Here is a 25,685-nt window from a genome sequence, read left to right as displayed (position 1 = left end):
TCTGCTACAGGCAACGACGAGCTTGCCAATCCCGACGATATGGAAGTACTCGTCTTGCTGCTCTACTGGGCATTGGCCACGCTATTTGTCGGCACACTTCTGTATTTGGCCGCTCGGGTGACGTGCCATTTGCATGCGAGAAAAAACTCACAGAAATATATTTAAAAAGCATCGTCATGCAAAGTTCTCATTTGTGAATTCATTGCCGATTCTTGTGAAATTTACTTAATTGTGAATTCAATGACATCTCTCCTGTTGCGAGTTCATTCAACTCGCAACACCCAAAATAAATTGACAAGTTATCCAGACAATGTACGATCAACGGAAATCTTTTCGGGCATTGTCGTGTCCGCCCGTTCAATAGCGCCTGGCGCAATCAAGCATAACGCCGTTAAACCGTAGTCGATCTCACGCGTAAAAAGAGTAGTGCCTTCACCGAGGAGTCTCTCTTGCTCTGCTCCGCATACCGTCTGCGTAGTCGTGCCGTACTGCTTCTGATCGCGGGTTTGCCGCTACTCGTTGCCGGTTGCAACGACCGGCAGGAAGCTCCCACCGCCGCATCGATGCCGCCGCTCCCCGTGCTCGTCGAAACGATCTCGACTACGCCTGTCGCCGATGTGGTCGAACTGCCCGGCCGTATCGAGGCGGTGCGCACCGCGGAGATTCGCGCACGCGTCGACGGTATCGTTCAGCGCACGCTCTACCAGGAAGGCACGGACCTAGCGGCTAATGCGCCGCTGTTTCAGATCGACCCCAGCGACTATCGCGCACAATTGCAGCAGGCGCAGGCGGCACTCGCGCGTGCGACCGCCGTACGCGACAACGCGGCTTCGGTTGTCGATCGCTTCAAGCCGCTCGTCGGCCGCCATGCGGTGAGTGCGCAGGAATACGACGCCGCGCTCGCGACGCAGCAGCAGGCCCAGGCCAACGTTGCCGATGCTCGGGCAGCCGTTTCGCTGGCGCAGCTACGGCTCGACCGCTGCATCGTGCGCACGCCGATCGCCGGGCGCGCGGGCCGCGCGCTCGTCACCGAAGGCGCGCTGGTGAGCGCGGGCGCGGCCACCCTGCTCACCCAGGTCAATCAGCTTACGCCGATCAACGCCGTGTTCACGCAGTCGAACACGGCAACGCTCGACATCGAGCAGCAGATCCAGTCGGGCGCGCGCAAGCCGACCGACATGAAGCACGTCGAGGTGCAACTGATTCTCGCCAACGGCCAGGTCTACAGCGAGCGCGGCTTTCTCGACTTCGCCGATCTCGTCGTCGATCCGTCCACCGGCACGCAGACCGTGCGCGCGCAATTCGCCAATCCTGCGCGCACGCTATTGCCGGGGCAGTTCGTGCGCGGGCGCATCATCGCGGCGGGCAATCTGCGCGGCATCCGCATTCCCGAGCGCGCGGTGCAGCTCGATAACGGCGTGGCGAGCGTCGCGCTCGTGGCCGACGACGGCACCGTGGTTCGCCGCAACGTCGATCTCGGCGAACAGGGCGAAGGCCGCTGGACCGTGCGCGATGGGCTCAAGGCCGGCGAGCGTCTGATCGTCGATGGCTGGCAGAAGGTGCAGCCGGGTCAGCGCGTCGAGGCACGGCCCGTAAGCGACGGGCCACCAGCGTCGGCCGCAGCCGCGGACCCTCCGGCCGCCCATCCCGCCGCCGCTTCGATCACGCACTGACGGGCCCGCCGATGAATCGATTCTTCGTCGCCCGTCCGGTCTTCGCGTGGGTCATCGCCCTCTTCACGGTGCTGTTCGGCGGGATCGCGGTTGCGCTGCTGCCGGTCGAGCAGTATCCCGATGTTGCCCCGCCATCGCTGAGCATCTCGGCGGTCTTCAGCGGCGCCGATGCGCGCACGCTCGAACGCACTGTCACCTCGATCATCGAGGACGAGATGAACGGCATCGAGAATTTTCTCTACATGTCGTCGGTGAGCCGCGCCAACGGCACGATGCAGATCACGGTCGTGCTCAAGCCCGGCACCAATCTCGACATCGCGCGCAGCCAGGTGCAGGACCGCCTGAGCCGTGTCGAGCCGCGTCTGCCGCTCGAAGTCCGGCAGATCGGCGTGAGCGTGACCAAGGCTTCATCCGGCTTCCTGATGCTGCTCGCGCTGCAGGCGACCGACGGCGCCACCAACGCGGTCGCGATGGGCAACTTTGCGTCGAACAATATCGTCAACGAGTTGCGCCGCATCGACGGCGTCGGCGACGTGCAGCTTTTCGGCTCGTCGTACGCGATGCGAATCTGGCTCGATCCGCGCAAGCTCGCGGGCTTCGGTCTCTCCGCGAGCGAGGTGTTGCAGGCGGTCCAGGAACAGAACAGTCAGACCGCGGGCGGTGGCCTCGGCGACCAGCCGATCGCGCCGGGCTCCGAATTCACTGCACAGATCGTCACGCAAAGCCGCTTCTCGACGCCCGAGCAGTTCCGCGAGGTCATCGTGCGCGCCAATCCGGACGGTTCGACCGTGCGCCTCGGCGACGTCGCTCGCGTCGAACTCGGCAACGACAGCTATGGCAACCGGCTGACCGTGAACGGCAAGGCGTCGGCCGGCATCGCGATCCAGCTTGCGAGCGGTGCCAATGCACTTGCGGTTGCCAGGGCGGTGCGCCAGCGCATGACCGAGCTGGAGCCGACCTTTCCGCGCGGCATGACGTGGACCGTGCCGTTCGACACCACGCCGTTCATCACGACTTCCGTGCACGGCGTCATGCAGACGATGGTCGAGGCGCTGCTGCTCGTGACCGTCGTCGTGTTCCTGTTCCTGCAGGACTGGCGCGCGACCGTGATTCCCACGATCGTCGTGCCGATCGCACTGATCGGCACCTGCGCGGGGCTCTATCTGTTCGGGCTGTCGATCAACATCCTGTCGCTGTTCGGCATGGTCGTCGCGATCGGTATCCTCAACGACGATGCGATCGTCGTCGTCGAAAACGTTGCGCGCATCATGCGCGAGGAAAAACTCAGCGCGCCGCGCGCGACCGTCAAGGCGATCGGCCAGATTTCGGGCGCGGCGATCGCGAGTACGCTCGTGCTCGTCGCCGTGTTCATTCCGATGGCGTTTTTCCCCGGCTCGACGGGCGGCATCTACCGGCAGTTCTCGGTCACGCTGGCCGTGTCGATCACGCTCTCGACGCTGCTGGCGCTCACGCTCGGCGCGGCCTTGTGCGCGGCACTGCTGCGCAGCGAAGAGGCCAGCGGGCCGCCGAAAAATGCGGCCTCGCGTCTACTGCAGCGGGTATTCGACGGCTTCAATCGCGGTCTCGACGCGGGCACCGGCCGCTATATCGGCGGCGTCGATTCGATGCTGCGCTCGCCGTTGCGCTGGCTGCTCGTGTTCGTCGCGGCCTGCGTAATCACCGCGTATTTCTTCGTACGCCTGCCGACCGGTTTTCTGCCAACCGAGGATCAGGGGCATATCTTCGTCACGTATACCGGCGCGCCGGGTTCCACCGAGCAGCGCACGCAACGCGCGGTCGATCAGGTCGAGGCGTTCTTGCGGCAACAGCCGCAGGTGCGCAACGTCGCTTCGGTAACCGGCTTCAGCTTCTTCGGCCAGGGGCAATCGGCGGCGATGTCGTTCGTCGATCTGAAGCCCTGGAACGAACGCTCCGGCGAGGCGAATTCGGCCAGCGCGCTCGTGCGCCGCGCAAATGCCGCGTTCCGGCAGATTCCCGAGGCCGTCATCTTCGCGCTCGATCCGCCGCCGATTCCATCGCTCGGCAATGCAACCGGCTTCACGATGAAGATCCAGGACCGCAGCGGCGTTGGCGGCGAAGCGCTGCAGCAGGCCGCGCGGCGCATGATGATCGAGGCATCGCAAAGTCCCCTGCTCGCAGGCGTGCGTACCGAGGGCATGCCCGAAGCGCCGCAGCTTTACGTCGATATCGATCGCGTGAAGGCGCGCGCGCTCGGTTTGCAGATCGGCCAGGTCAATCAGGCGCTCGCGCTGACGTTCGGTTCGAACTACGTGAACGACTTCGTATTCGAGGGCAATGTACTGCGCGTGCTGCTGCAAGCGGATGCCGAGCAGCGCATGCGCGCCGAGGACGTGACCTCGCTGCGCCTGCGCAACAACCGCGGCGAAATGGTGCCGTTCTCGGCGTTCACGCGCGTGCGCTGGATTTCCGGGCCGCAGCAGCTCGAACGCTATAACGGCTTTCCCTCCGCGACGCTGTCGGGCCAGGCCGCTGCGGGCCGTTCGAGCGGCGCGGCGATCGCCGAGATGGAGCGTATCGCCTCGCACGTGCTGACCGGCAATCTCACCTACGAATGGACCGGCACCGCCTTCGAGGAGAAACAGGCGGCCGGCCAGATCGGCATGCTGCTCGGGCTCTCGCTCGTGGTCGTGTTCCTGCTGCTCGCGGCGCTCTACGAGAGCTGGGCGATTCCGGTGGCGGTGCTGCTGATCATTCCGTTCGGCGTGATCGGCGCGGTGCTGCTGACGATGCTGCGGGGCCTTTCCGCGGACGTGTACTTCAACATCGGGCTGGTGACGATCATCGGGCTCGCGGCGAAGAACGCGATTCTGATCGTGGAGTTCGCCATCAAGGAGGAATCCGAAGGAAAGGATGCGATGACGGCCGCGAAGAACGGCGCGCAACAGCGCCTGCGTCCAATCCTGATGACGAGCGTCACGTTCGTGCTCGGCATGCTGCCGCTCGTGCTCGCGACCGGCGCGGGCGCGGCGAGCCGGCGCGCGGTCGGCACCGGCGTGATGGGCAGCATGTTGACGGCGACGCTGTTCGGCATCTTCTTCACGCCGCTGTTCTATGTGGCTACGCGCCGCTGGCTGAGCCGCAAGAAACGGCCTGTCGATCTCGGCGACGACGATTCTCCGACACCCGCGTCGGCACCCGTGCCGGGAGCCGGAGAATTAAGCGGAGGGTCACGCGATGCGTAAGCGCCCCTACAGGAACTTGCCTACGCGCCTGATGCTTCCGCTTTTCTGCTGTTCGCTGGCCGCCTGCAATTTTGCGCCGAGGTATCAGCAGCCCGATCTGCCGATTGCCGATCACTTCGACATGATGGAGACGGTCAATCCGGCTACCACGCATCTCGCCAGCGAGATCGACTGGCAAACCTTCTTCGCCGATCCGCAACTGAAGCTGCTGATCGAGGCGGCGTTGCAGCACAACCGCGATCTCGCGGCGTCGATGGCGCGCATCGAGCAGGCGCAGGCGTTTTATCGCATCCAGAACGCCGCGCGTTTGCCGCACGTCAATGCCAACGCGAGCGCCACGCGCACCAAGGCTCCGCTCGGCTCGATCGACCCCGAGTTCGACAACACCGACGTATCGGTCAAATTCAATCAGTACAACGTGCAAGCCGTGGTGACGTCGTTCGAACTCGACTTCTGGGGACGCGTGCGCAACATGAGCGAGGCGGCCCGCCGCCGATATCTCGCGAGCGTCGAGGCGCAACGCGCGTTTCGTCTGTCGCTGATCGGCAACGTCGCGGCGAACTACTACGCGATCCGCTCGGGCGAAGAAGGCGTCGAACTCGCGCAGCGTACGCTCGAAACGCGCCGCTATGCGCTCGATGTCGCGAAGCTGCGGCTCGATGCGGGCGTTACGTCGACGGTCGATTACGAACAGGCCGCCGTGCTCGTCACGCAAGCGCAGACGCAGCTCGCGGAGTTGCAGCGGACCACCGCGCAGCAGCGCAATCTGCTTGAAGTGCTGGTCGGCGGACCGCTTGGCGATACGCTGCCGCTCGCAACGCCGATCGCCGACGCGAGGCAGTTCGGCGACCTCGACCCGGGGTTGCCGTCCGGGCTGCTCGTCAATCGTCCCGACATCCAGCAGGCCGAGCAGCAACTGCGCGCGGCGGATGCCGATATCGGCGCGGCGCGCGCGAACTTCTTCCCGCGTATCGCGTTGACGGGCAGCTTCGGCTACGTGTCGCCGGAACTCGGCGACCTGTTCGTGCCCGGCAAGCAGGCGTGGTCGGTCGGTGCGCTCGTCGGCATGCCGATTTTCGATGCTGGTCAACGTCAGGCGCAACTGGCGCAGGCGCGCGCACGGCGCGACGAACTGGTGGCCGATTACCAGCGCACCGTGCAGAACGCATTTCGTGAGGTATCCGATGCATTGATCGGACGGCAGCGCTACAAGGAACAGATCGCGGCGCAGGAGCAGGCCGTCGAGGCGCAGCGGCAACTCGCCGAAACAGCCGAATTGCGCTATGAGAACGGGATCTCGATCTATCTCGAGGTCGTGGACGCGCGCCGCAATCTGTTCTCGGCCGAGCAGCAACTGATCCAGTTGCGCGCGACCGCTTTGCAGAATGGCGTATCGCTGTATGTTGCACTGGGTGGCGGCCCCGATGCGCCTCGTACGCCTGATGCGTCAGGCGACGTGCCGCCCACTACGGTGCAAGGCACGTCGCAGCGAACCTCACAGGTGAACGGAGCGCATCCGCCCAATTGATCGAGGCACGCGCGCTTCCTGGGCGTCGTGCCCGCCGCCGGCATTGCGCCGGAGGGTCAAACCGGTCAGCCGAGCGTGACGTCGACCGATGCTTCTTCGCCATTGCGCACGACGGTGAGGGACACACTGTCGTCGGCCTGGGCGATCATGCGCTTCAGTTGCTCGACGCCGTGAATCACTTTGCCGTCGACCGCAACGATGATGTCGCCGGCCTCGATGCCGGCCTCGGCGGCCGGGCCGGTGGCCTGTTGCACGATCACGCCACCCGGCAACGACGCTTCCTGCTGCTCGTCTTCGCTGAGCGGGCGCACGGCCACGCCGAGACGCGGACGGCCCTGTTGCTGCCGCGGCTCCTGCTGCATGCGCGGTTCGGCCGACGCCACGTCGGACGACCGCGCGCCCACCGTGATCGACAGCTTGCGCTCGCCGCCATTGCGCCATACGTTGAGCGTCGCGTCGGTACCGGGCGACAGTTGCGCGACCTGCCCGACCAGTTCGGTCGTGTTGCCGATCCGCTTGCCGTTCACGGCGACGATCACGTCGCCCTGCCGCAAGCCGGCCGCCTGTGCGGGGCCGCTCGGATCGACCGAGCCGACCAGCGCGCCGGCCGCCGAATCGAGGCCGAGCTTCTTCGCCTGCTCGGCGCTAAGCGGCTGCACGCCCACGCCGATACGGCCGCGAGTCACGTGACCGGTACTCACGAGCTGGTCTTTCACGTGCATGGCCGCGTCGATCGGAATCGCGAACGACAGGCCCTGGAAGCCGCCGGTGCGAGAATAGATCATCGAGTTGATGCCGATCACTTCGCCGTTCAGATTGAACAGCGGACCACCCGAGTTACCGGGATTGACCGGCACGTCGGTCTGGATAAAGGGGATAGGACTGTCGTCCGAGAAGGAGCGCGATTTCGCGCTGATGATGCCCGAGGTCACCGTGCTGTCGAAGCCGTACGGCGAGCCGATTGCCACCACCCATTCGCCGACCTTGCTGTTGTCGGGATTGCCGATCTTCACGGTCGGCAGATTCGTCGCTTCGATCTTCACCACGGCGACGTCGGTGGTCTTGTCCTTGCCGATCACACGGGCGCGGAATTCGCGGCCGTCCGTGAGTTTCACGCTCACGCTGCTCGCGCCGTCGACGACATGGTTGTTGGTCAGGATGTACCCGTCCTGGCTGATGATGAAGCCCGAACCGAGCGCTTCGCCACCGCTTTTGCGTTCGCCGTTTTCATCGACGGACACGGCCTCTTTCACGCCGATATGCACGACCGCCGGACTATAGCGCGACACGATGCCGGAGAAGTCCGGCGCGGACGAACGGGACCCGATGATGTCCGATGCCGCGCGCAGCGATGACACCGGGCCTTGCGCATCGCTGACGGATGCATCGGCATTGTGATGGCTAAGCGTATAGGCGCCGCCGATCGCGAGTACGACGCAGACTGCCGCGCTGCCGCGCCAATATTTCTTGGTGGTCATAGTGGGAGATTGTTGCGATGGGTTACGAGGTGGATGCGTAATGTAGTGGCCCCCACTTAAAGCAGTCTTAAAGATAGTGAGCGATCTGAAAGCACCGCAGAAGGCGCTCGCGAGTCCTGTTTTGCAGGCTTATCCGTACATCACACACGTTTGCGGCGAGGATTGCACAGATCTTTTTTCCGCGCTTTTTCATCTCGGCCCCGTGATTTCCCCAGGATTGACCTCACCGGAAGGGGTTCCGATAATAGCCATATCGTGGACTTTATATCCACATTGTGGACATTCGGTAATTTCACAAGGAACTCCCATGCCCGAGGCCAATCGCTCCGAGATGACGCCGTACCAGTTGCCGTTCCCCAAGGAAGCGCAGCAGGAAATCGTCGTGCCCTTCGCCATTCCGACCGATGAGCGCGTGTGGGTGCCGCAAGCCGAAAACGTGTCGTTCCGGCCGCTGTGTCTGAATGCGTCGCAGGGTTACTGGATGAATCTGCTGCGCGTGCGCAAGTCGGGCGTGCTGAGCCGTCATCGTCATCCGCAGAGCGTGCACGGCATGGTGCTCAAGGGCCGCTGGCGTTACCTGGAGCACGACTGGATCGCCACCGAAGGCAGCTACGTATACGAGCCGCCGGGCGAAACGCATACGCTCTACGTGCCCGACGACGTCGAGGAAATGATCACGTATTTTCAGGTCAACGGCGTGATGTTCTATTGCGACCCGTACGGCAACTACACCGGCTACGAGGACGTGTTCACGAAGATCGACATGTGCCGCAAGCACTACGCGGCGGTCGGTCTCGGCGAGGACTACGTCGACCAGTTCATCCGATGAGCGCGCCCGCCATGCGTACCCGCGCCGCCCGATACGATTTCTCCGGGCGCATCGCGGTCGTGACCGGCGCGGCCACCGGCATTGGCCGCGCGATCTGCGAGGCTTTCGCGCGCGATGGCGCGGTAGCGCTCAACTGGGACCGCGTGCCGGGCGCCGAGGACACGCCCGATGTGCCTCGCCACTTCGAGGTCGACATCACGCAGCCCGCGTCGATCGAGGCCGCGCTCGCCGCGACGCTCGACGCTTACGGCCGCATCGACTACCTCGTCAACAACGCGGGTTTCGCGGGGCCGACGCTGCCGCTCGACGAATACGATCCGCTCGAATGGCAGCGCGTGATCGACGTGAACCTGCTCGGCACCTATCACGTGAGCCGCTTCGTCGTGCCGGCGATGCGGCGCGCGAACGCCGGGCGCATCGTCAATGTTGCATCGCTTGCGGGCAAGGAAGGCACGCCGAATGCGTCCGCCTATAGCGCGGCGAAAGCCGGCGTGATTGCGATGACCAAATCGCTCGGCAAGGAGCTCGCGCAGACCGGCATTCTCGTGAACGGCATCGCGCCCGCCGCGGTGCAAACCACCCTGCTCGAACAGATGTCGCCGCAACACGTGCAAACGATGATCGACAAGAGCCCGATGAAGCGGCTCGGCACCGTCGAAGAAGTCGCGCAACTCGTGCTGTGGCTTTGTTCGGATTCCTGCTCGTTCAGCACGGGTGCGATCTTCGATCTGTCGGGAGGGCGCTCGACCTATTGACGCCCACCGGCGAGCTTGCAGAAAAATCTTGTAGAAAAACCGCGGCATGGCAGCACCATTCCTACATCGGCAGGACACCTTGCGCAGGAGACAAACATGCTTCAGAAGTCACAGCGTCTGAAACGGATCCAGGTGGTCGCGGTCGTCTTCCTGACGGTTGCGGGCATCGTCAACTATCTCGATCGCAGCACGCTGTCGATCGCGAATCATCTGGTGAGCGAGGAACTGCATCTGTCGGCCTCGCAGATGGGTTTGCTGCTGTCCGCGTTTTCTCTTTCGTATGCGTTCGCGCAGTTGCCGGTCGGCGCACTGCTCGATCGTTTCGGCTCGCGCGTGATGCTCGGGCTCGGCATGCTCGTATGGTCGGTCGCGCAGGTCGCGGGCGGCTTCATTCAGACGCTCAATCACTTCCTGAGCGCGCGCGTCGTGCTCGGCGTGGCCGAGGCGCCGCTCTTTCCCGCCGGCGCGAAGGTCGTCAACGAATGGTTCGCGGTGCGCGAACGCGGCGCACCGATCGGCACGTTCATTTCCTCGTCGACCGTCGCGCCGATGATCGCGCCGCCGCTGCTCACCGTGCTGATGCTTTCTTTCGGATGGCGAACGATGTTCGTCATCATGGGTGTGCTCGGCGTTATCGTCGCGGTGGCGTGGTACATGGTCTATCGCAATCGCAGCGAAATCGCGCTGACGGAAGAAGAAACCGCGCACCTCAACGAAGGCGCCAACGTCGCGGAAAATCCGCAGAGTCTGAGCTGGGCCGAATGGGGCGCGCTCTTCAAGCTGCGCAACACGTGGGGCATGATTTTCGGCTTCATGGGCGTGATCTACATGGTGTGGCTGTATCTGACGTGGCTGCCGGGCTATCTCGAGAACGAGCGGCATCTGAGCATTGCGCACACCGGCTGGCTCGTGTCGATTCCGTATATCTTCGGTACGATCGGCATGGCGAGCAGCGGCTATATCGCCGACGCCCTGCTCAAGCGCGGCATGGCGCCGATCCGCAGTCGCAAGTGGCCGCTGTGCATCGGCCTCGTCGGCGCCGCGGCGTTCACGGTGCCGGCCGCGTACACGCCGAGCACGACGCTCGCCATCGTCTACGTGTCGCTCGCGATGCTGTTCGTCAACCTGTCGAGCGGCAGCGCGTGGGCGCTCGTCAGCGTCGCGGCGCCGCGCCATCTGGTGGCGTCGCTCGGCAGCATGCAAAACTTCGGCGGCTATCTGGGCGGCTCGTTCGCGCCGGTCATCACGGGCATCGTCGTCGATCAGACGCACTCGTTCGTCAATGCGCTGCTGATCAGCGCGGGCGTCGCGTTCGCCGCGGCGCTCGTCTACCTGTTCGTCGTCAGGGAAGTGGCGCCCGCGCCGCTGTCCGGTTCGATCGAAACGCAACCGACCTGAACCTTCGCCCGACCACCCTCCAGAAGCTGCGACTCACATGACATTCCAGAACGATCTACTCGAAGGCAAAACCGCATTCGTGACGGGTGGTTTTTCCGGCATCGGCGCGGCAATCGCGAATGCGCTCGCGCAACTCGGCGCACACGTCGTGGCAGCCGGTGTGCCGTTGCCCGAAGGCGCGCCGGACGCATTGAACCGCGCGGTCCGGCGCATCACGCTCGACGTGCGCTCGGACGACATCGCCGCCGCGCTGCACGCGTTCGAGCGTCTCGACATCGTGGTCAATTGCGCGGGCGTCATCAGCCGTGGCGACGAGCATCGGATCGACGTGTTCGAGCGCGTGATGGACATCAACCTGAACGGCACGATGCGCGTCTGCACGGCCGCGCGCGCCTTGCTGAAGGCGTCGGGCGGCTGCATCGTGAACACCGCGTCGATGCTGAGCTTTTTCGGCGGCGGTCTCGTGCCCGCCTACAGCGCGAGCAAGGGCGCGGTCGTGCAGTTGACCAAGTCGCTCGCGCTCGCCTACGCGGCCGACGGCATCCGCGTCAATGCGATCGCGCCGGGCTGGATCGCGACGCCGCTCACCGAGGCGCTGCAGAGCGACGACGGCCGCTCGCAGGCGATTCTCGAGCGCACGCCGCTGCGCCGCTGGGGTACGCCCGACGAGGTCGCGCAGGTTGCGGTGTTTCTCTGCACGCCGGCGGCGTCGTTCATGACGGGCGCGATCGTCGCGGTCGACGGCGGCTACCTCGTCGCGTGACGGCGTGAAGCGGCGTCGCGATCGTTCGGCCGCGCGAATGAAGGCATAATGGCCTCCCCGCGCCCTGCTCCTGTCCGATGCCGACTTCCGCTGCAAAAAACGTGTCCAGACCTGCTGCAAAAACCGCCTCGAAGGCCGTGGCAAAAACCGCTTCGAAGCCGGGTTCAAAGCCGGGTTCAAATCCCGCCTCAAAGCCGGGCTCCCGTCCCGCCACGCGCGCCGCCGCGGCCGACGCCGTCGCCGGAAAAATCGGCGCCGGAGCCGACAGCAAAGCCGTGGCCGGCGCGGCCGCATTCTCGAAGTTCATCGCGGTGCTGCAACTGATCGCCGACGCGCAGACGCCGCCCAACGTCGCGAAGCTGAGCGCGGCGAGCGGCTATCCGCGTCCGACCGTGCATCGCATCGTGGCCGCGTTGCAGGCCGAGGGGCTGATCGTCGCGACGGGCAGCGGTAGCACGTTCGGCCTCGGCCCGCGGCTGATCAACCTCGCGAGCCATAGCTGGGAGCGCTCGGACCTGCGGCTCGCCGCGGTCGACGCGTTGATGGCACTACGCGACGTCACGGCCGAGACGATCCACCTCGCGGTGCCGAGCCAGGGCGAGATGGTCTACATCGAAAAACTCGAAAGCCCGCACGCGGTGCGGATGGCGTCGCGCATCGGCACGCGCGTCTCGCTGACGTCGAGTTCGGTCGGCAAGGCTTACATGGCGACGCTCGGCACGGCCGAACGCGAGGCGCTGCTGAAGGACGCGCCGCTCGTGCGTTTTACCGAACACACGCTCACCGATCTCGACGCGGTTCGCCGCGAACTCGACGTCACCGCGCAACGCGGCTATGCGGAAGACCGCGAGGAAAACGAGGTGTCGATCTGCTGCTACGGCGCGGCGATTCGCGGTCCGGACGGACGCGTGGCCGGCTGCGTGAGCATCAGCATGCCGACGTTCCGCCGCCGCGCTGACGCGCGCACGAGCTATATCGAGCCGCTGCTCGCGGCATGCGAGGCTATCGCGCGGCGGCTCGGCCCGGCGAGCGGGCGGTAGCGGCCAAGGTTGCCTGCGGTAATCGTTACCGCCGTTGTATAAGGACCGCAGATCGGCCGCGCGCCGGCGCGAGGATGCCGCCGCGCCGGCCGAAACTGCTATTCTTCCTCTCGCGCGCCCCGATCGGGCCGCCCGCCGCCCACAAGCGGCAGACCCCGACAGCCTCCCGGCGGCGCTCACGCGCCCGACTTCGCAAAGACAGGAATACGCATGTTCGGTTTTCTGCGCGGCTATTTTTCCAACGACCTCGCGATCGACCTCGGCACGTCGAACACGCTCATCTACATGCGCGGCAAGGGCATCGTGCTCGACGAGCCCTCGGTCGTGTCGATCCGCCAGGAAGGCGGCCCGAACGGCAAGAAGATCATCCTCGCCGTCGGCCGCGAGGCGAAGCAGATGCTCGGCAAGGTGCCGGGCAACATCGAGGCGATCCGCCCGATGAAAGACGGCGTGATCGCCGATTTCAACATCACCCAGCAGATGATCAAGCGCTTCATCCAGATGGCGCACGAGTCGCGACTCTTCGCGCCGTCGCCGCGCATCATCATCTGTGTGCCGTGCGGCTCGACCCAGGTCGAGCGGCGCGCGATCAAGGAGGCCGCGCACAGCGCGGGCGCCTCGCAGGTCTATCTGATCGAGGAGCCGATGGCCGCCGCGACCGGCTCAGGCCTGCCGGTGTCGGATGCGACCGGCTCGATGGTCGTCGACATCGGCGGCGGCACGACCGAGGTCGGTGTGATCTCGCTCGGCGGCATCGTCTACAAAGGCTCGGTGCGCGTCGGCGGCGACAAGTTCGACGACGCGATCGTCAACTACATCCGCCGCAACTACGGCATGCTGATCGGCGAGCAGACCGCCGAGGCGATCAAGAAGGAAATCGGCTCCGCGTTTCCGGGCTCCGAGGTCATGGAGATGGAAGTGAAAGGCCGCAATATGTCCGAGGGCATTCCGCGCAGCTTCACGGTGTCGAGCAACGAGATTCTCGAAGCGCTGACCGATCCGCTGAACCAGATCGTGTCGGCCGTGAAGATCGCGCTCGAGCAAACGCCGCCGGAACTCGGTGCCGACATCGCCGAGCGCGGCATCATGCTGGCGGGCGGCGGCGCGCTGCTGCGCGACCTCGACCGCCTGCTCGCCGAAGAGACCGGCCTGCCGGTGTTCGTCGCCGAGGCGCCGCTGACCTGCGTCGTGCGCGGCTCGGGCATGGCGCTGGAGCGCATCGAGAAATTCGGCGGTTCGTTTTCCTACGATTGATGCGTGCGTTGCGGTGCGGGCCGCCTTGCGCGTGGCCGTGCACCGTTACCGCGACCGCGACCGCGACCGCCGCAACGATTATCCACCCCGGCAACATGACGACCCTGCCCGACTACGAGCCCCCCGCCGACGAAAACGCGCTGCTGCTGAAGTGGATTCGCCGCGCGCGCGAATCACAGATGAGCCATTACGACATGGCCGACCTGCTGTCGGCGCGCGAGCGCCGCATCGGCTGGCTCGTGACGGTGTTGAGCGCATTCGTCGGCACGGCCGTGTTCGCGTCGCTGAGTACGCCGCCGTTGTCGATCGGGATGAGGATTTTTGTCGGGCTCGTCAGTGTGACGGCCGCGGTATCCGCGGCGTTGCAGACGTTCCTGCGCTATGCCGGGCGCGCCGAAAAGCATCGCGCGGCCGGTGCGCGCTATGGCGCTGTGCGGCGCAGGCTCGAAGCGGTGTTTGCCGGCGACGCCGACGCGCGCGACGCGCACTACCTGGCCTCGATCCGCATCGAACTCGACCGGCTCGCCGAGGATTCGCCGAACGTGCCGCCGCGTGTTTTCTATCGCACGCAACGCGCGCTGCTCGCGGACAAGGCGCGCGGGCGCGATGCGTGAATGTGGCTCATGAAGGTGACCCATGAGGGCGGCACCTGAAGGCGATGCATCACGGCAATTGACGGCAAGGCATGAAAACGCGGCAGCCGGCGCCGCGTGACGCATGCCCTTGCCTTTACCGTTCTCCTTACCCGCCGCTCACAGATCGTCGGCGCTGATCCCCAACTCGCCCGCCATGCGCCGCACGACGGCCTGCAGCCGACTCACCTCGTCGGCAAGGCGCTTCTGTTCGGCCTTCAGCGATTCGAACGCGGAAAGTGGCACGCTGTCGTCCTCGGCTGCGGACAGCGCGGCCTCGCTCACGCTGACCTCGCCGCACAGCAGATGCGTCCAGCGATGCTCGCGCTCGCCCGCCATACGCGGCAGCCTGACGACGCGCGCCGGATCGTTCGCGGCCAGTTCGTCGAGAAACGCCTCGACCGAGGAGATATCGGCGAAACCATGCAGGCGCGCGCTATTGAGGCGCAGCTCGGCGGCCGTTTGCGGACCGCGCAGCAGCAGCGTGGTCAACAGTGCGACCGACTGCCCCGGCAGACCGTAGACGCGATTCATGTTGTGCTCGAAGCGCGGCACGCGGCTGCTGCTGCCTTCGATCACGAGGCTCAGACGCTTTAATCCGTCGATGGCGGTCATCACCTCGGCCTCGGTCGCGTTCATGACCGGCGCGCGGCCGGTCTTCTGATTACAGCCGAGCGTCAGCGCGTTCAGCGAAAGCGGATAACTGTCCGGCACGGTGTGCTGTTTTTCGACGAGCACGCCGAGCACGCGCCCTTCGAGCGCCGTCAGCGCGCGGATCGAGGGACGGGAAGAAGCGTCGGGAATGGAGTTCATGGGGGAATGCCGGGTCTCGTGGTGGATGCGCGCGCCCTGCTGCGGCTAGCCGCGCGTTCGGTCGGGTGGGCACTATGATAAACGGCCCGGACCGGCGCGCGGCGTCAATCGTGAGGCCCGGATGCCCGGCGAGGCGCGGCCTGGTTCGGTCGATTCCGCCGGCTCCGATTCATCCGCTGCGTTTCCCCAGGTGCGTGTCCTCAGGTGCGTCTCGCATACTTGAACGTGCCCTGCGCGCTCGCGATCAGCAGCCGGCCGTCCACCCAGGCCTCGCCGCGCGAAAAGAAGATCGAGCGGCCCGCGCGTTCCAGAAAGCCCTTCGCGGTGACCGACGCGCCGAGTCCCTTGTCGAGATAGTTGGTGGTCAGCGACAGCGTGAAGCCATGCCGAGGGGGCTGCCCAGGCGGCGCGTAGAGCCCCGCGTAACCGGCCGCCGCGTCGAGCAGCGTCGCGATCGCGCCGCCTTGCAGCACGCCCTGGCGGTTGAGCTTGCTCGCGTCGATCGGCATGAGCAGTTCCGCGTAACCGTCGCGCCATTGCGTGAGACGCACGCCGAGGGATTCGAGGAAGGGATTGTCGATGGGAAGATCGGACATGGTGCGAGGAGCCTGAACTGTTCTGGAACGAAACGTGAGCATACCCGCGATCCGCCCGCGATTGCGACGATTGCGACGAACCGTGTGCGCCTGGTGCCCTGTCTGTGCCCTGTCCGCGACGCGCGGCAGGAACCGTCGCATCTGCTAGTGTTGCGGGATCAGCGTTTCTTTCGTGGAAAACTCATGCCGTCCATGCGCTCCGCCGCCCGCCGAAGCGCTCGCCTCAGCGATGCGCAGATTGCCGCCGAAGCCGCTCGCCGTCTTGCATGGGACGCGGCCGTCCCGCCGCACGCCGTGCGCGTGAAGGTCCGGCGCGGCCACGTGACGCTTTTCGGCGAACTGCGGGACGCGCGCCAGCGGCGCGCGATGCTCGAAGACGTCGCGCGCCTGTTCGGCGTCACCGGCGTGACGGATCGCACCGTCGCCGCAACGCGCTAGCGCGGGCCCGCACCAGGAGATTGCGCCGTTTCGTCGCGCAGCAATGCCCGGCAATGCCGCGCGATCTGCTTTTCCTCTTCGGTGTGCAGCACCCTCACCTTTCCCGCCAGGTCGTTCGGACCGCTCGGATCATTTTCGGCCAGTCCGAGAAACGCGAGTCCCTCGCACACGCGCCGCCGCACCTGCGCGCTGTGTTCGCCGATGCCGCCCGTGAACACGAGCAGATCGATCCCGCCAAGCAGCGCCGCATAGCCGCCGATCGTCTTGCGCACCGCGCTCGCGAACGCATCGATGGCGAGCGCGGCTTGCGCGTCGCCGCTGGCCGCGCGTTTTTCGAGCGCCTGCATGTCGCTCTCGCCATCGGCGTAACCGGCCAGGCCGCTGTGGCGATTGAGCAGCGTTTCCAGGGCATCGGCATCGAGCTTTTCGGCACGCATCAGATACAGCAGCACGCCGGGATCGAGGTCGCCCGAGCGCGTGCCCATCGGGATGCCGCCGGTCGGCGTCAAGCCCATCGACGTATCGACCGATTGGCCGTCGAGCAGCGCGCAGACGCTCGACCCGTTGCCGAGATGCGCGAACACCGCGCGCGGCGGCAACGCCGCGCCCAACTGCGCGACGAGCGATTCGTACGAAAGCCCATGAAAACCGTAGCGGATCACGCCGGCATCCGCATAACGGCGCGGCAAGGCGAATTGCGCCGCGCGCGGCGGCAGCGTCGCATGGAACGCCGTGTCGAAGCACGCGAAGTGCGTGGCGTCGCCGAAGATTTTCGTCGCCTCGTCGATCAACGCGAGCGCCGGCGGTATATGCAGCGGCGCGAAGTGCAGCGCTTCGCGTAACCGGCGCCGTACCTCGCCGGTAAGCCGCTGGTGCGTGCGCAGGTGCGGACCGCCATGCACGACGCGATGCCCGACCGCCACGGGCCGCGCATGATGCTGCTGCGCGAGCACTTGCGAGAGCTTTTGCAGCGCGTCGGTTTGCGTTTCGAGTCGTTGCTCCTGCTGCAATAGCACGCGGCCGTCGGACGCCTTGATGCGCAGGCGGCCGTCGCCGCGCCCGATGCCTTCGGCCGCGCCTTCGAGCAGCAGCGCTTCGTCATCGTCATCGTCGTCATCGTCGGCATGAGCGGTATCGCTGGCATGAGTGTGACGAGTGCCACGAGCGAACAGCCCGAATTTCAGCGACGACGAACCGCTGTTGAGTACCAGAATCGTCTGCTCCTGAGCGTCGGTGTGCATGGCGTCCTCGCTCAGCCTTTCCACGTCCAGTTGCGGATGTCTTCCTTGTCGATGCCCTCGGCGTGCGCATACGCGAGATGCTCGATGATCTGCCCGCGCAGCCACTCCTTCGTATGATCGCCGACGCCGCGCAGCGCCGGCACGCGGTCGATCGCGTCGATCGCGAGCGTAAAGCGGTCCACGCCGTTGATGATCGCGAGTTCGAGCGGCGTGTTGATGTTGCCCTTCTCGCGATAGCCGTGCACGTGCAGGTTCGCGTGATTCGCGCGGTTGTACGTGAGCTTGTGCACGAGCGACGCATACGAATGGAAGTTGAAGATCACGGGCTTGTCCGTCGTAAACAGCGAATCGAAATCGCGGTCGGACAGCCCGTGCGGATGCGCATGCTCGGGCATCAGCCGGAACAGGTCGACCACGTTGACGAAGCGGATCTTCAGTGCGACGAAACGTTCCTTGAGAATCTGCACGGCGGCGAGTGCTTCCATCGTCGCGATGTCGCCCGCGCAGGCGATCACGACGTCGGGCTCGACGCCCTGGTCGGTCGAGGCCCAGTCCCAGATGCCGATGCCCTTCGTGCAATGCGTGACGGCCGCGTTCATGTCGAGATACGTCAGATGCGGCTGCTTGTCGGAGACGATCACGTTCACGTAGTCGCGCGAACGCAGGCAGTGGTCGGCGACGCTCAGCAGCGTGTTCGCGTCGGGCGGCAGATAGATGCGCACCACGTCGGGGCTCTTGTTCGTGACGACGTCGAGAAAGCCCGGGTCCTGGTGCGTGAAGCCGTTGTGATCCTGGCGCCACACGAGCGACGTGATGAGCAGGTTGATCGACGGCACCGGTTGCCGCCAGTCCAGTTCGCGCTTGGCTTTTTCGAGCCACTTCGCGTGCTGGTTGAACATCGAGTCGATCACATGGACGAACGCCTCGTAGGTCGCGAAAAGCCCGTGGCGGCCGGTCAGCGTATAGCCTTCGAACCAGCCTTCGAGCGTGTGTTCGCTGAGCATTTCCATCACGCGGCCATCGGGTGACAGCTCGCCGCCGTCGGCGTCGCTCTCCTCCATCCCGGCAAGCCAGGTCTTGCCCGACGCCTCGTAGACCGCCTGCAGCTTGTTGCTGGCGGTTTCATCGGGACCGAACAGGCGGAAGTTCGTCATGTTGTTGCGCATCACGTCGCGCAGGAACGTGCCGAGCACGCCGGTGGGCGAGATGTACGAGGCGGCGGGCCTCTTCACGTCCACCGCGTAGTCGCGAAACGGCGGCATGTCGAGCGCCTTGCAGAGCAGCCCGCCGTTCGCATGCGGATTCGCGCTGATGCGGCGCGCGCCGTCGGGCGCGAGCGCGCGCAGTTCCGCGACGAGCCGGCCATTGGCGTCGAACAGCGTGTCGGGGCCGTAGCCGCGCATCCAGTCCTCGACGATCTTCAGACTCTTGCGGTTGGTCGCCGGATCGAGCACCGGCACCTGGTGCGCGCGCCACGAACCTTCCACCTTGTGGCCGTCGACTTCCTTCGGCCCGGTCCAGCCCTTCGGCGAGCGCAGCACGATCATCGGCCAGCGCGGCCGCGTCGGGTCGTTGTTCTGGCGCGCATGCTGCTGGATCGCGCGGATTTCGCCGATCGCCTGTTCGAGCGTCGCGGCCATCTGCTGATGCATCGTGTCGGGATCGTCGCCTTCGACGAAATACGGCTTGTGGCCGTAGCCGACCAGCAGCGCTTCGAGTTCCTCGCGCGGAATGCGCGCGAGCAGCGTCGGATTGGCGATCTTGTAGCCGTTCAGATGCAGCACCGGCAGCACCGCGCCGTCGCGGATCGGGTTGAGGAATTTGTTCGAATGCCACGACGTGGCGAGCGGACCGGTTTCGGCCTCGCCGTCGCCGATCATCGCGGTCACAATCAACCCGGGGTTGTCGAACGCGGCGCCGTAGGCATGCGAAAGGCTGTAGCCGAGCTCGCCGCCTTCGTGGATCGACCCCGGCGTCTCCGGCGTGCAATGCGAGCCGATGCCGCCCGGGAACGAGAATTGCCGGAAGAAGCGCCGCAGGCCGGCTTCGTCCTCGCCGCGGTCGGGATAGATTTCCGAGTAGCGGCCTTCCAGGTAGCAGTGCGCGAGACTCGCGGGCGCACCATGGCCGGGACCGGACAGAAAGATCACGTCGAGATCGAGCTGGCGGATCAGGCGGTTCAGATGCACGAGCACGAAGCTCTGCCCCGCGTCGGAGCCCCAGTGGCCGAGCAGCCGGTTCTTGATGTGCTCGGGCTTCAGCGGTTCGCGCAGCAGCGGGTTGTCGCGCAGATAGATCATGCCGACCGACAGGTAATTGCAGGCGCGCCAGTAGCGGTCCATCTTGCGCAGCGTGTCGGCGTCCAGAACTGGCGGCGGATTGGGATGCGAGGTTGCTTCGGCCATGGCGTCACTCCTCGAAAAGGACTGCAAGCAGGTTGGCGGGTGTTGAAGCAGGTGTTGCGGTGGATGTTGCAGCGGATGTTCGCGCGGCGGCTGGCGTGAAGCGGGCGTGGGCCGCGCTGTCTGATGTGGCTTCGGGTGCGCGTTGCTGTCATGCGTGGTGCATCGCGGGGCGGACACGAACTACGGACACGAACGCATGATTCGACAGAGTGCGGCGCGGCGGCACGGGATGCCCGGTGCGGCGCACGCGGGCGATCCACGGTCGCGCTCGTCAGGAATCTGACAGGCTGGCCGTCGCATGGTTCGGTGCAATCCGGCGTAATTTGGTGCAATTCGGTGTAATCGCGCGGAAGCTGCCATGCGTGGCGCGAATGTATTAAGCTGCACAGGCTTCGTGCCGCGCGCAACCGGTGCTTCAGGCGCCGGGCATGGCTGTCATGCATTGCCGCCGCGCATTGTCACGGTATCGGATGCTCGCCATCTCCTCCTTGTTTCAGATCAAGCCCGCCATGTCGACATCTAAAGGTCCCCTCAAAGTACTGACCGTTCTTATCCTCTCGCTCGTGTTGCCGGGCATCGCGCTTGCCGTGCTGATCGGCGTGTTCGGGCTGGTCGTCAAGCTGTTCGGCCACGGCTAGCGGCGAGCCTCGCGGCCGGCCCGCGAAGGCATGAGCGCGTAGCCCGCACCCAGGATAACTCGCGCCTAAGCCTTCGCGCTGCGCAGCAGCGTATCGATATCGATCTCCGCCAGCTCGCCGATCCGCTCCACCGTCACGTCGGCGGGCGGATTGTTCGCGATCTCCTTCTGATCGAACGCATAGTGCCCCTGGCGCGGAAAGACCGTCGTCAATTTCGTGCCCCAGGTCTTTTTCATCGCGCTGAGAATCCGCAGCTTGTCGTCGACCATCACGTAATGGCGCGCCGGATAGCACTCCATTACCTGATCGAGCATCAGCTCCTTGTGGATGTAGATCAGCACGCGTCCGTCGACTTCGTCCCACAGGCCCGAGCGCGCGACCTTGCGCGGCTGGAACACGACGTCGCCGTCGGACAGGATCACCGTCGGTCCGCGCGTTGCCAGATGCCGCAGCGCGTCGAGCGCGCCCGGATAGAGCCGGTTCGCAAACGGATAGTCGATCAGGAACGAGGACATCAGCAGCAGGCGCGTGTCGCGCGGATGCTCGGTCCGATAGCGTTGCAGCGCGCCGAGGTAGTCGGCGTAACCGAGTTCCGTGCGCAGGTTCTCGAAGATTTCCCAGTAACGCGCGCTGTTCTCTTCGCCGAACTCGTGCGTCATGTGTTTGCGCAAGTCCTGCAACACGTGATCGTTGTCGAGCAGCGTGTTGTCGCAGTCGAGCAGAAACACGACGTCGTGCGGCGTGGCGGTGGTGACGGGCATTGAGGCTCCTTCTTTCCATGATTTCGCGCGCGCATTGTCGCGCGGGCGGGGTGATCCTGCCGAGGGTTGTGCCGATCGGCTTTGCCGATGGCGCCATGAGGCTACGGCTCAAGTGTCCTCAGGTGTCGTTTCGCCGACGGTTTGCGGGCGGGCACGTCGCCGGCTTGCAGCGCGCGCTAGCCGTTCTGCCCGCCGTCCGGCGTGGCGGGTTTCTCGACGTGGCCGCCGAAATCGTGACGCATCGCCGACAGCACGCGGTTCGCGAAATCGGCGTCGCCGCGCGAGCTGAAACGCGCGAACAGCGCGGCGCTCAGCACCGGCGTCGGCACGCCTTCGTCGATCGCGGCCGCGACGGTCCAGCGCCCCTCGCCCGAATCGGACACGCGGCCCGCGTAGTTTTTCAGCTCGGCGTCGCCCGCGAGCGAGCCCGCGATCAGATCGAGCAGCCATGAGCCGATCACGCTGCCGCGCCGCCACACTTCGGCGATCTCGGCGAGATTCAGGTCGTACTGGTAAAGCTCGGGACGGCGCAGCGGCGAGGTTTCCGCATCGGCTTCGCGCGTGTGGCGGCCGGCGTTGGCGTGGCGCAGAACGTTGAGGCCCTCGGCATAGGCGGCCATCATCCCGTACTCGATGCCGTTGTGGACCATCTTGACGAAATGCCCCGCGCCGTGCGGACCGCAATGCAGGAAGCCCTGGTCGGCAGTGCTGGCGTGGCGGGTTTCGCTGCCGGCGGCTTGCCCGGCCGCGCCATTGACTGCATTGCTGGCGGGATCCGTCGCGCGGCCGGGCGTCGGTGGCGCCGCGCCGACGCCCGGTGCGAGCGCCGCAAAGACCGGTTCGAGCCGCTGCACGATTTCGGTCTCGCCGCCGATCATCAGGCAGTAGCCGCGCTCGCGGCCGGCCACGCCGCCGCTCGTGCCGACGTCGACGTAATGAAGTCCGCGCGCGCCGAGTTCTTCCGCGCGGCGGATGTCGTCGTGATAGTAGGAGTTGCCGCCGTCGATCACGACATCGCCCGGATCGAGCAGCGGCACGAGCTTGCCGAGCGTCTCGTCGACCACTGCGGCGGGCACCATCAGCCACACGGCGCGCGGCTTGTCGAGTTGCGCGACGAAATTCTCAAGCGAGGTTTCGCCGGCGATGCCTTCCTGCCTGAGCCGGTCCACCGCCGCCGGCTGCACGTCGTAGACGACGCATTGCTGAGCGCCCTTCGTCAGGCGGCGCACCATGTCGGCGCCCATACGTCCCAATCCAATCATGCCTAGCTGCATATCTCGCTCCGGAAGGTGCTGCGTTGCGGGTCTGATTTACAGGTTTTCTGACTGTGGCGCTGCGGTTACGTGCCCCGTACGGCCGTTTTTTTATGGTGGAGACCGCTGGCCGCGGTCGGGTCGCATGACGACGCACGCGCCGTGGCACGTCATCGTGACACATCGATCACTGTAGTCGCGCCGATGCGCGCATGCCGGACAACATGACCGCGCCGGGACCTCGGCGTCGCGACACAACCTATGCATAGCCTACGCGAGCGCGAGGGCTTCCGCGTGACGCGACCGCCCGAGGCCTTGCTTTTTTAGATCACCTCACTCACTTCACTCGCTGCGCTCCGGCATGCGCCCCCCGCGTCGCGCGAGCCACCTGGCATACTGCGCCGCGGCAAAGCGCCGGATCGCGCGCCACATCAACGGATAGCGATACCCCGGCACCGCGAACAGCACGAGCGCGCACAGCCCGAGCAGGCCGCAGAACAGGAACGTGCCGCGATAGCTGAACGCTTGCACGAGCAGCCCGGACAGCACGCCCGACAGAATCGAGCCGACCCGCGCCGCGTTGAAGAACAGCGCGGTCGCGCGGCCCGGCGCATGCGGCATCAGGTCTTGCACGTAGGTCATGCCGAGGCACGAGGTCACGGCGACCACGAACGCGTTGAGCATCTGCATCGGGATCAGCACGTTGATGCTGCCCGCCAGCGACATCGCGACGAAATACACCGCATGCACCGCCGCGCACGCGGCGAGCCAGTTCGGCTTGTGCAGCGACGACGACTTCGCGCCGAGCGCGAGCATCATCGGGATTTCGGTCAGTGCGCCGAGGCCGAGCATGACCGACACGTCGAGATGCGAGCCGTTCAGGCCGTGCACGATGTAGAGCGGCAGCACGATCATCGTCGCGTTCGCGGCGAGGCCGAGCAGCGTCAGCGCGGCCACCGCGCGCATGATGTCGTTGGCGGAAGCTGTCGGCAGCGTTTCGTGCGCGTCCTCGCCCGGCGCGGTCAGCGGCGGCACGGTGATCGACGCGGACGGCTCCGCGGCGGTGTCCTCGACCGTGTGATCGCCGAAGTGGCTTTGCGGCTCGCGCATGCGCCAGACGATGAACGCGCAGGTCGCGAAGCTCGCGGCCGCGAACAGGAACAGCCCGTAGAAGCTGGTGGCCGCGAGCACGAGCGCGCCGACCGACGGCCCGAACACCCATGCCGCCGACAGAATGGTCCGCAACGTCGCGCTCGCGAACACGCGCTCGGCGGGGTCCGGCACCGGCAGCGCCGCGCGGCTGAACGAGAACACCATCGAGATCGCCGAGCCGCCCGCGCCAATGAAGACGATGCCGACCACGAGCAGCAGCCGGTAATCGCGCACTACGCAGAGCGAGAGATAACCGAGCGCGGCCGCGACGAGCGCCGCCAGCAGCAGCGGCCGATGCCGCCCGCTCGCATCGCTCCAGCGGCCGGCGAGCGTGCTCGCGAGCACGCCGCTCGCGGCGATCAGCGTCATGAAGATGCCGAGCCTGAGCGGCGTCATGCCGGCGCGCTCGACGCCGAACAGCGACAGATACGGAGCGGTGAACGACATCGCCACACCGAGCATGAGGGTGGCGGCGGCCAGCGGCTTGAAGCCAGGGATGTAAAGCAGGCTGAAAAAACGCGAAGTTTTCAACACGGAGGCGGTGAGGTCGGGTGGAGCGGGCCTGACAACGCCGCAAGGCGCCTGACGGCACGATAGGCCCCGGGCTTCGGGGCCGGAACGACCGGGGCATTATCGACCCGGAGCGCGGGTTGCGTAAACTTTTGGGAGGGTGTCCCAAATACGCCGGAATGACCGCCGGCACGACGCCCGAAACCAGGAAATTCACCCAAGCCTCGACCGGCTGGGACGACAGGAACAATACGACTGGCGCCACCCGGACTGATTTCCTGAAATACTTCGAGTTTTACCGCTGGAATTTCATGGAGTTCAACCATTGATAGCGAGTTCTGCGTTTCTGGGCTCGGCGGCGGCGCTGGCTGACGGAGAGGCCGCGTATCTGCTCTGGATAATCGGCGTCTTCTCCGTTGTCGCGTTCCTGGTCGGTTTGCGGAAGGATGCGGGTAGCACGCGCTGGGTGCGCACGCTTCAATCGGTGGGACTGCTCGCCCTTCCCGCGCTGTTGCTCCTCGGGATGGTCGTCTCCATGATTCCTCCGGCATGAACCTAGGTGGTCAGATAGGCTGAGCGATTCCCTTTCGCACCACCCGGCAGGCTTGCCAATAACATCTCTCGAAGAAGGCCACGCTGGACGCGTGCGCTCAACGAGGCAACCCTCGTAGTGCGTTATGGGCCGTTTTCTGAGGCGCCTGCTACTTGCGGTGCTTCGCGCGCATTCGCTGCGCCGGCGGCGTGCCCTTCCCCGTCCACCTCACATCACGACATAACCCCGCTGTTCGAGCGTCCAGCGATGCCACCGGTTGCCATACGCACCGCATGCGATGCCGAACACAACCGACAGCACGAGTCCGATCAGATCGGCCGTTGTGCCCCACAGGCCGAACGCGAACAGGATCAGGTTGATCGCAAGCATCACGAACGCGGCAAACCACATTTTCTTCGACAGCGCCCAGATAAAGCCGAGCAGACACGCTCCCCAGCTGAAGCCGGTCGCGACCGCGACGGTTTCCGTGGCGCCGGGACGTTGCAGATAAATTCGCGCTTCCATGTTCTTTCCTGAATTCCTTGCTCTGATTTGTTTCCGATTCGCTCCTGAACCGTTCCCGCGAGTGCGGGCGGCGCGTGGCGGTGCGATGGCACGCGCTTCGCTTTTTAACACGCCATGACGACAAAATGCCGAGCGAAAGCGCACTGCGTGCCGCCCGCGCCGCCTTCCATGACGACCCGCGGCATAGCTGCTACGCTTGACGAATCCCGACGCCGAGCCTCGCGCCCTATTCGTCGTCAAGGCGCGA

23 protein-coding genes are annotated in these 25,685 nt (G+C 65.5%); 14 read left to right on the top strand and 9 right to left on the bottom strand.

The annotated features are described in order from the left end of the window. The first annotated feature begins 449 nt into the window (after positions 1–449). From G3N58_RS21470 to G3N58_RS21460, 3 genes are read left to right on the top strand one after another with little or no spacing between them, the layout of a single operon-like run. Positions 450–1,673 carry an efflux RND transporter periplasmic adaptor subunit gene (locus G3N58_RS21470; protein ID WP_206000161.1) on the top strand — a complete coding sequence of 408 codons (1,224 nt, stop codon included), beginning with the start codon at positions 450–452 and terminating at the stop codon, positions 1,671–1,673. Positions 1,674–1,684: 11 nt separating this feature from the next. Beyond that, positions 1,685–4,897 carry a multidrug efflux RND transporter permease subunit gene (locus tag G3N58_RS21465; RefSeq protein WP_206000160.1) on the top strand — a complete coding sequence of 1,071 codons (3,213 nt, stop codon included), beginning with the start codon at positions 1,685–1,687 and terminating at the stop codon, positions 4,895–4,897. Between the two features lie 31 nt (positions 4,898–4,928). Further along, positions 4,929–6,425 carry an efflux transporter outer membrane subunit gene (locus G3N58_RS21460; RefSeq protein WP_240158919.1) on the top strand — a complete coding sequence of 499 codons (1,497 nt, stop codon included), beginning with the start codon at positions 4,929–4,931 and terminating at the stop codon, positions 6,423–6,425. Between the two features lie 65 nt (positions 6,426–6,490). Here G3N58_RS21460 and G3N58_RS21455 read toward each other — a convergent pair whose 3' ends face one another. Further along, the gene (locus G3N58_RS21455) at positions 6,491–7,903 is read right to left on the bottom strand and encodes a trypsin-like peptidase domain-containing protein (RefSeq protein ID WP_206000159.1); all 1,413 of its coding nucleotides are present in this window, start codon (positions 7,901–7,903) and stop codon (positions 6,491–6,493) included. A 307-nt stretch (positions 7,904–8,210) separates the two neighbouring features. On the opposite strand from G3N58_RS21455, the gene G3N58_RS21450 reads away from it, so the two are divergent. From G3N58_RS21450 to G3N58_RS21420, 7 genes are all read left to right on the top strand, one after another. Continuing rightward, positions 8,211–8,732, top strand: a complete 522-nt coding sequence (locus G3N58_RS21450; RefSeq protein WP_206000158.1) for a 2,4'-dihydroxyacetophenone dioxygenase family protein — start codon at positions 8,211–8,213, stop codon at positions 8,730–8,732. Between the two features lie 11 nt (positions 8,733–8,743). Then, a complete protein-coding gene (locus G3N58_RS21445) occupies positions 8,744–9,487 on the top strand; it encodes an SDR family NAD(P)-dependent oxidoreductase (RefSeq protein WP_167041922.1) in 744 nt (247 codons plus the stop codon). Positions 9,488–9,583: 96 nt separating this feature from the next. Beyond that, positions 9,584–10,885: an MFS transporter gene (locus G3N58_RS21440; protein WP_206000157.1), complete on the top strand. Its 1,302-nt coding sequence runs from the start codon at positions 9,584–9,586 to the stop codon at positions 10,883–10,885. 37 nt (positions 10,886–10,922) lie between these two features. After that, a complete protein-coding gene (locus G3N58_RS21435) occupies positions 10,923–11,648 on the top strand; it encodes an SDR family oxidoreductase (RefSeq protein ID WP_206000156.1) in 726 nt (241 codons plus the stop codon). 248 nt (positions 11,649–11,896) lie between these two features. Then, positions 11,897–12,688, top strand: a complete 792-nt coding sequence (locus tag G3N58_RS21430; RefSeq protein ID WP_206000166.1) for an IclR family transcriptional regulator — start codon at positions 11,897–11,899, stop codon at positions 12,686–12,688. Positions 12,689–12,898: 210 nt separating this feature from the next. Next, entirely contained in the window at positions 12,899–13,942 is a 1,044-nt protein-coding gene (locus tag G3N58_RS21425; RefSeq protein ID WP_167041916.1) for a rod shape-determining protein, read from the top strand. A gap of 95 nt (positions 13,943–14,037) precedes the next feature. After that, positions 14,038–14,556 (top strand): SLATT domain-containing protein, encoded by a 519-nt coding sequence (locus tag G3N58_RS21420; protein ID WP_206000155.1) that lies wholly within the window; start codon positions 14,038–14,040, stop codon positions 14,554–14,556. Between the two features lie 138 nt (positions 14,557–14,694). On the opposite strand, the gene G3N58_RS21415 is transcribed toward G3N58_RS21420, so the two are convergent. Together G3N58_RS21415 and G3N58_RS21410 are read right to left on the bottom strand one after the other, a co-directional pair. Continuing rightward, a complete protein-coding gene (locus G3N58_RS21415; RefSeq protein WP_167041910.1) occupies positions 14,695–15,387 on the bottom strand; it encodes a YceH family protein in 693 nt (230 codons plus the stop codon). A 200-nt stretch (positions 15,388–15,587) separates the two neighbouring features. Next, positions 15,588–15,983: a PaaI family thioesterase gene (locus tag G3N58_RS21410; RefSeq protein WP_167041907.1), complete on the bottom strand. Its 396-nt coding sequence runs from the start codon at positions 15,981–15,983 to the stop codon at positions 15,588–15,590. A gap of 183 nt (positions 15,984–16,166) precedes the next feature. Between G3N58_RS21410 and G3N58_RS21405 the strand changes: the two genes are divergently transcribed. Then, positions 16,167–16,421 (top strand): BON domain-containing protein, encoded by a 255-nt coding sequence (locus G3N58_RS21405; protein ID WP_206000154.1) that lies wholly within the window; start codon positions 16,167–16,169, stop codon positions 16,419–16,421. On the opposite strand, the gene G3N58_RS21400 is transcribed toward G3N58_RS21405, so the two are convergent. Together G3N58_RS21400 and G3N58_RS21395 are read right to left on the bottom strand one after the other, a co-directional pair. Continuing rightward, positions 16,418–17,662 (bottom strand): acetate/propionate family kinase, encoded by a 1,245-nt coding sequence (locus G3N58_RS21400; protein WP_206000153.1) that lies wholly within the window; start codon positions 17,660–17,662, stop codon positions 16,418–16,420. The two genes, G3N58_RS21405 and G3N58_RS21400, sit on opposite strands and share 4 nt — an antisense overlap. Before the next feature lie 11 nt (positions 17,663–17,673). Then, positions 17,674–20,067, bottom strand: coding sequence for a phosphoketolase family protein (locus G3N58_RS21395; protein WP_206000152.1), 2,394 nt, complete (start codon positions 20,065–20,067; stop codon positions 17,674–17,676). A 509-nt stretch (positions 20,068–20,576) separates the two neighbouring features. On the opposite strand from G3N58_RS21395, the gene G3N58_RS34535 reads away from it, so the two are divergent. Continuing rightward, entirely contained in the window at positions 20,577–20,705 is a 129-nt protein-coding gene (locus tag G3N58_RS34535) for a hypothetical protein (RefSeq protein WP_275691437.1), read from the top strand. Between the two features lie 65 nt (positions 20,706–20,770). Here G3N58_RS34535 and G3N58_RS21390 read toward each other — a convergent pair whose 3' ends face one another. The 3 genes from G3N58_RS21390 to G3N58_RS21380 all read right to left on the bottom strand — a co-directional run bounded on the left by G3N58_RS21390 (position 20,771) and on the right by G3N58_RS21380 (position 24,405). Continuing rightward, positions 20,771–21,466, bottom strand: coding sequence for an HAD family hydrolase (locus G3N58_RS21390; protein ID WP_167041895.1), 696 nt, complete (start codon positions 21,464–21,466; stop codon positions 20,771–20,773). Positions 21,467–21,642: 176 nt separating this feature from the next. Next, complete coding sequence (gene gnd / locus G3N58_RS21385) at positions 21,643–22,740, bottom strand: phosphogluconate dehydrogenase (NAD(+)-dependent, decarboxylating) (RefSeq protein WP_206000151.1); 1,098 nt, start codon at positions 22,738–22,740, stop codon at positions 21,643–21,645. A 321-nt stretch (positions 22,741–23,061) separates the two neighbouring features. Further along, positions 23,062–24,405, bottom strand: a complete 1,344-nt coding sequence (locus tag G3N58_RS21380; RefSeq protein WP_205988571.1) for a sugar efflux transporter — start codon at positions 24,403–24,405, stop codon at positions 23,062–23,064. Between the two features lie 116 nt (positions 24,406–24,521). Between G3N58_RS21380 and G3N58_RS21375 the strand changes: the two genes are divergently transcribed. Next, positions 24,522–24,710, top strand: coding sequence for a hypothetical protein (locus tag G3N58_RS21375; protein ID WP_206000167.1), 189 nt, complete (start codon positions 24,522–24,524; stop codon positions 24,708–24,710). Beyond that, the gene (locus G3N58_RS21370) at positions 24,707–24,934 is read left to right on the top strand and encodes a hypothetical protein (protein ID WP_206000150.1); all 228 of its coding nucleotides are present in this window, start codon (positions 24,707–24,709) and stop codon (positions 24,932–24,934) included. The genes G3N58_RS21375 and G3N58_RS21370 overlap by 4 nt, the downstream gene beginning before the upstream one ends. Before the next feature lie 207 nt (positions 24,935–25,141). Here the strand turns inward: G3N58_RS21370 and G3N58_RS21365 are convergent, their stop codons facing one another. Beyond that, on the bottom strand, positions 25,142–25,438 hold the full coding sequence (locus G3N58_RS21365) for a DUF2628 domain-containing protein (RefSeq protein ID WP_167041883.1): 297 nt from the start codon (positions 25,436–25,438) through the stop codon (positions 25,142–25,144). Positions 25,439–25,685: the final 247 nt, after the last annotated feature.

It is taken from the genome of Paraburkholderia sp. Ac-20342, assembly GCF_017104985.1.
GTDB lineage: Bacteria > Pseudomonadota > Gammaproteobacteria > Burkholderiales > Burkholderiaceae > Paraburkholderia.
The sequence above is the reverse complement of the archived record's forward strand: the minus strand, read 5'-3'. Positions and strand labels throughout refer to the sequence as shown.

Bases quoted from the DNA above. Each gene is read 5' to 3' on its own strand.
- G3N58_RS21465 (WP_206000160.1), top strand. From the start codon at position 1,685: ATGAATCGATTCTTCGTCGCCCGTCCGGTCTTCGCGTGGGTCATCGCC.
- G3N58_RS21460 (WP_240158919.1), top strand. From the start codon at position 4,929: ATGCTTCCGCTTTTCTGCTGTTCGCTGGCCGCCTGCAATTTTGCGCCG.
- G3N58_RS21455 (WP_206000159.1), bottom strand. From the start codon at position 7,903: ATGACCACCAAGAAATATTGGCGCGGCAGCGCGGCAGTCTGCGTCGTA.
- G3N58_RS21450 (WP_206000158.1), top strand. From the start codon at position 8,211: ATGCCCGAGGCCAATCGCTCCGAGATGACGCCGTACCAGTTGCCGTTC.
- G3N58_RS21445 (WP_167041922.1), top strand. From the start codon at position 8,744: ATGCGTACCCGCGCCGCCCGATACGATTTCTCCGGGCGCATCGCGGTC.
- G3N58_RS21440 (WP_206000157.1), top strand. From the start codon at position 9,584: ATGCTTCAGAAGTCACAGCGTCTGAAACGGATCCAGGTGGTCGCGGTC.
- G3N58_RS21435 (WP_206000156.1), top strand. From the start codon at position 10,923: ATGACATTCCAGAACGATCTACTCGAAGGCAAAACCGCATTCGTGACG.
- G3N58_RS21425 (WP_167041916.1), top strand. From the start codon at position 12,899: ATGTTCGGTTTTCTGCGCGGCTATTTTTCCAACGACCTCGCGATCGAC.
- G3N58_RS21420 (WP_206000155.1), top strand. From the start codon at position 14,038: ATGACGACCCTGCCCGACTACGAGCCCCCCGCCGACGAAAACGCGCTG.
- G3N58_RS21415 (WP_167041910.1), bottom strand. From the start codon at position 15,387: ATGAACTCCATTCCCGACGCTTCTTCCCGTCCCTCGATCCGCGCGCTG.
- G3N58_RS21410 (WP_167041907.1), bottom strand. From the start codon at position 15,983: ATGTCCGATCTTCCCATCGACAATCCCTTCCTCGAATCCCTCGGCGTG.
- G3N58_RS21405 (WP_206000154.1), top strand. From the start codon at position 16,167: ATGCCGTCCATGCGCTCCGCCGCCCGCCGAAGCGCTCGCCTCAGCGAT.
- G3N58_RS21400 (WP_206000153.1), bottom strand. From the start codon at position 17,662: ATGCACACCGACGCTCAGGAGCAGACGATTCTGGTACTCAACAGCGGT.
- G3N58_RS21395 (WP_206000152.1), bottom strand. From the start codon at position 20,067: ATGGCCGAAGCAACCTCGCATCCCAATCCGCCGCCAGTTCTGGACGCC.
- G3N58_RS34535 (WP_275691437.1), top strand. From the start codon at position 20,577: ATGTCGACATCTAAAGGTCCCCTCAAAGTACTGACCGTTCTTATCCTC.
- G3N58_RS21390 (WP_167041895.1), bottom strand. From the start codon at position 21,466: ATGCCCGTCACCACCGCCACGCCGCACGACGTCGTGTTTCTGCTCGAC.
- gnd (WP_206000151.1), bottom strand. From the start codon at position 22,740: ATGCAGCTAGGCATGATTGGATTGGGACGTATGGGCGCCGACATGGTG.
- G3N58_RS21365 (WP_167041883.1), bottom strand. From the start codon at position 25,438: ATGGAAGCGCGAATTTATCTGCAACGTCCCGGCGCCACGGAAACCGTC.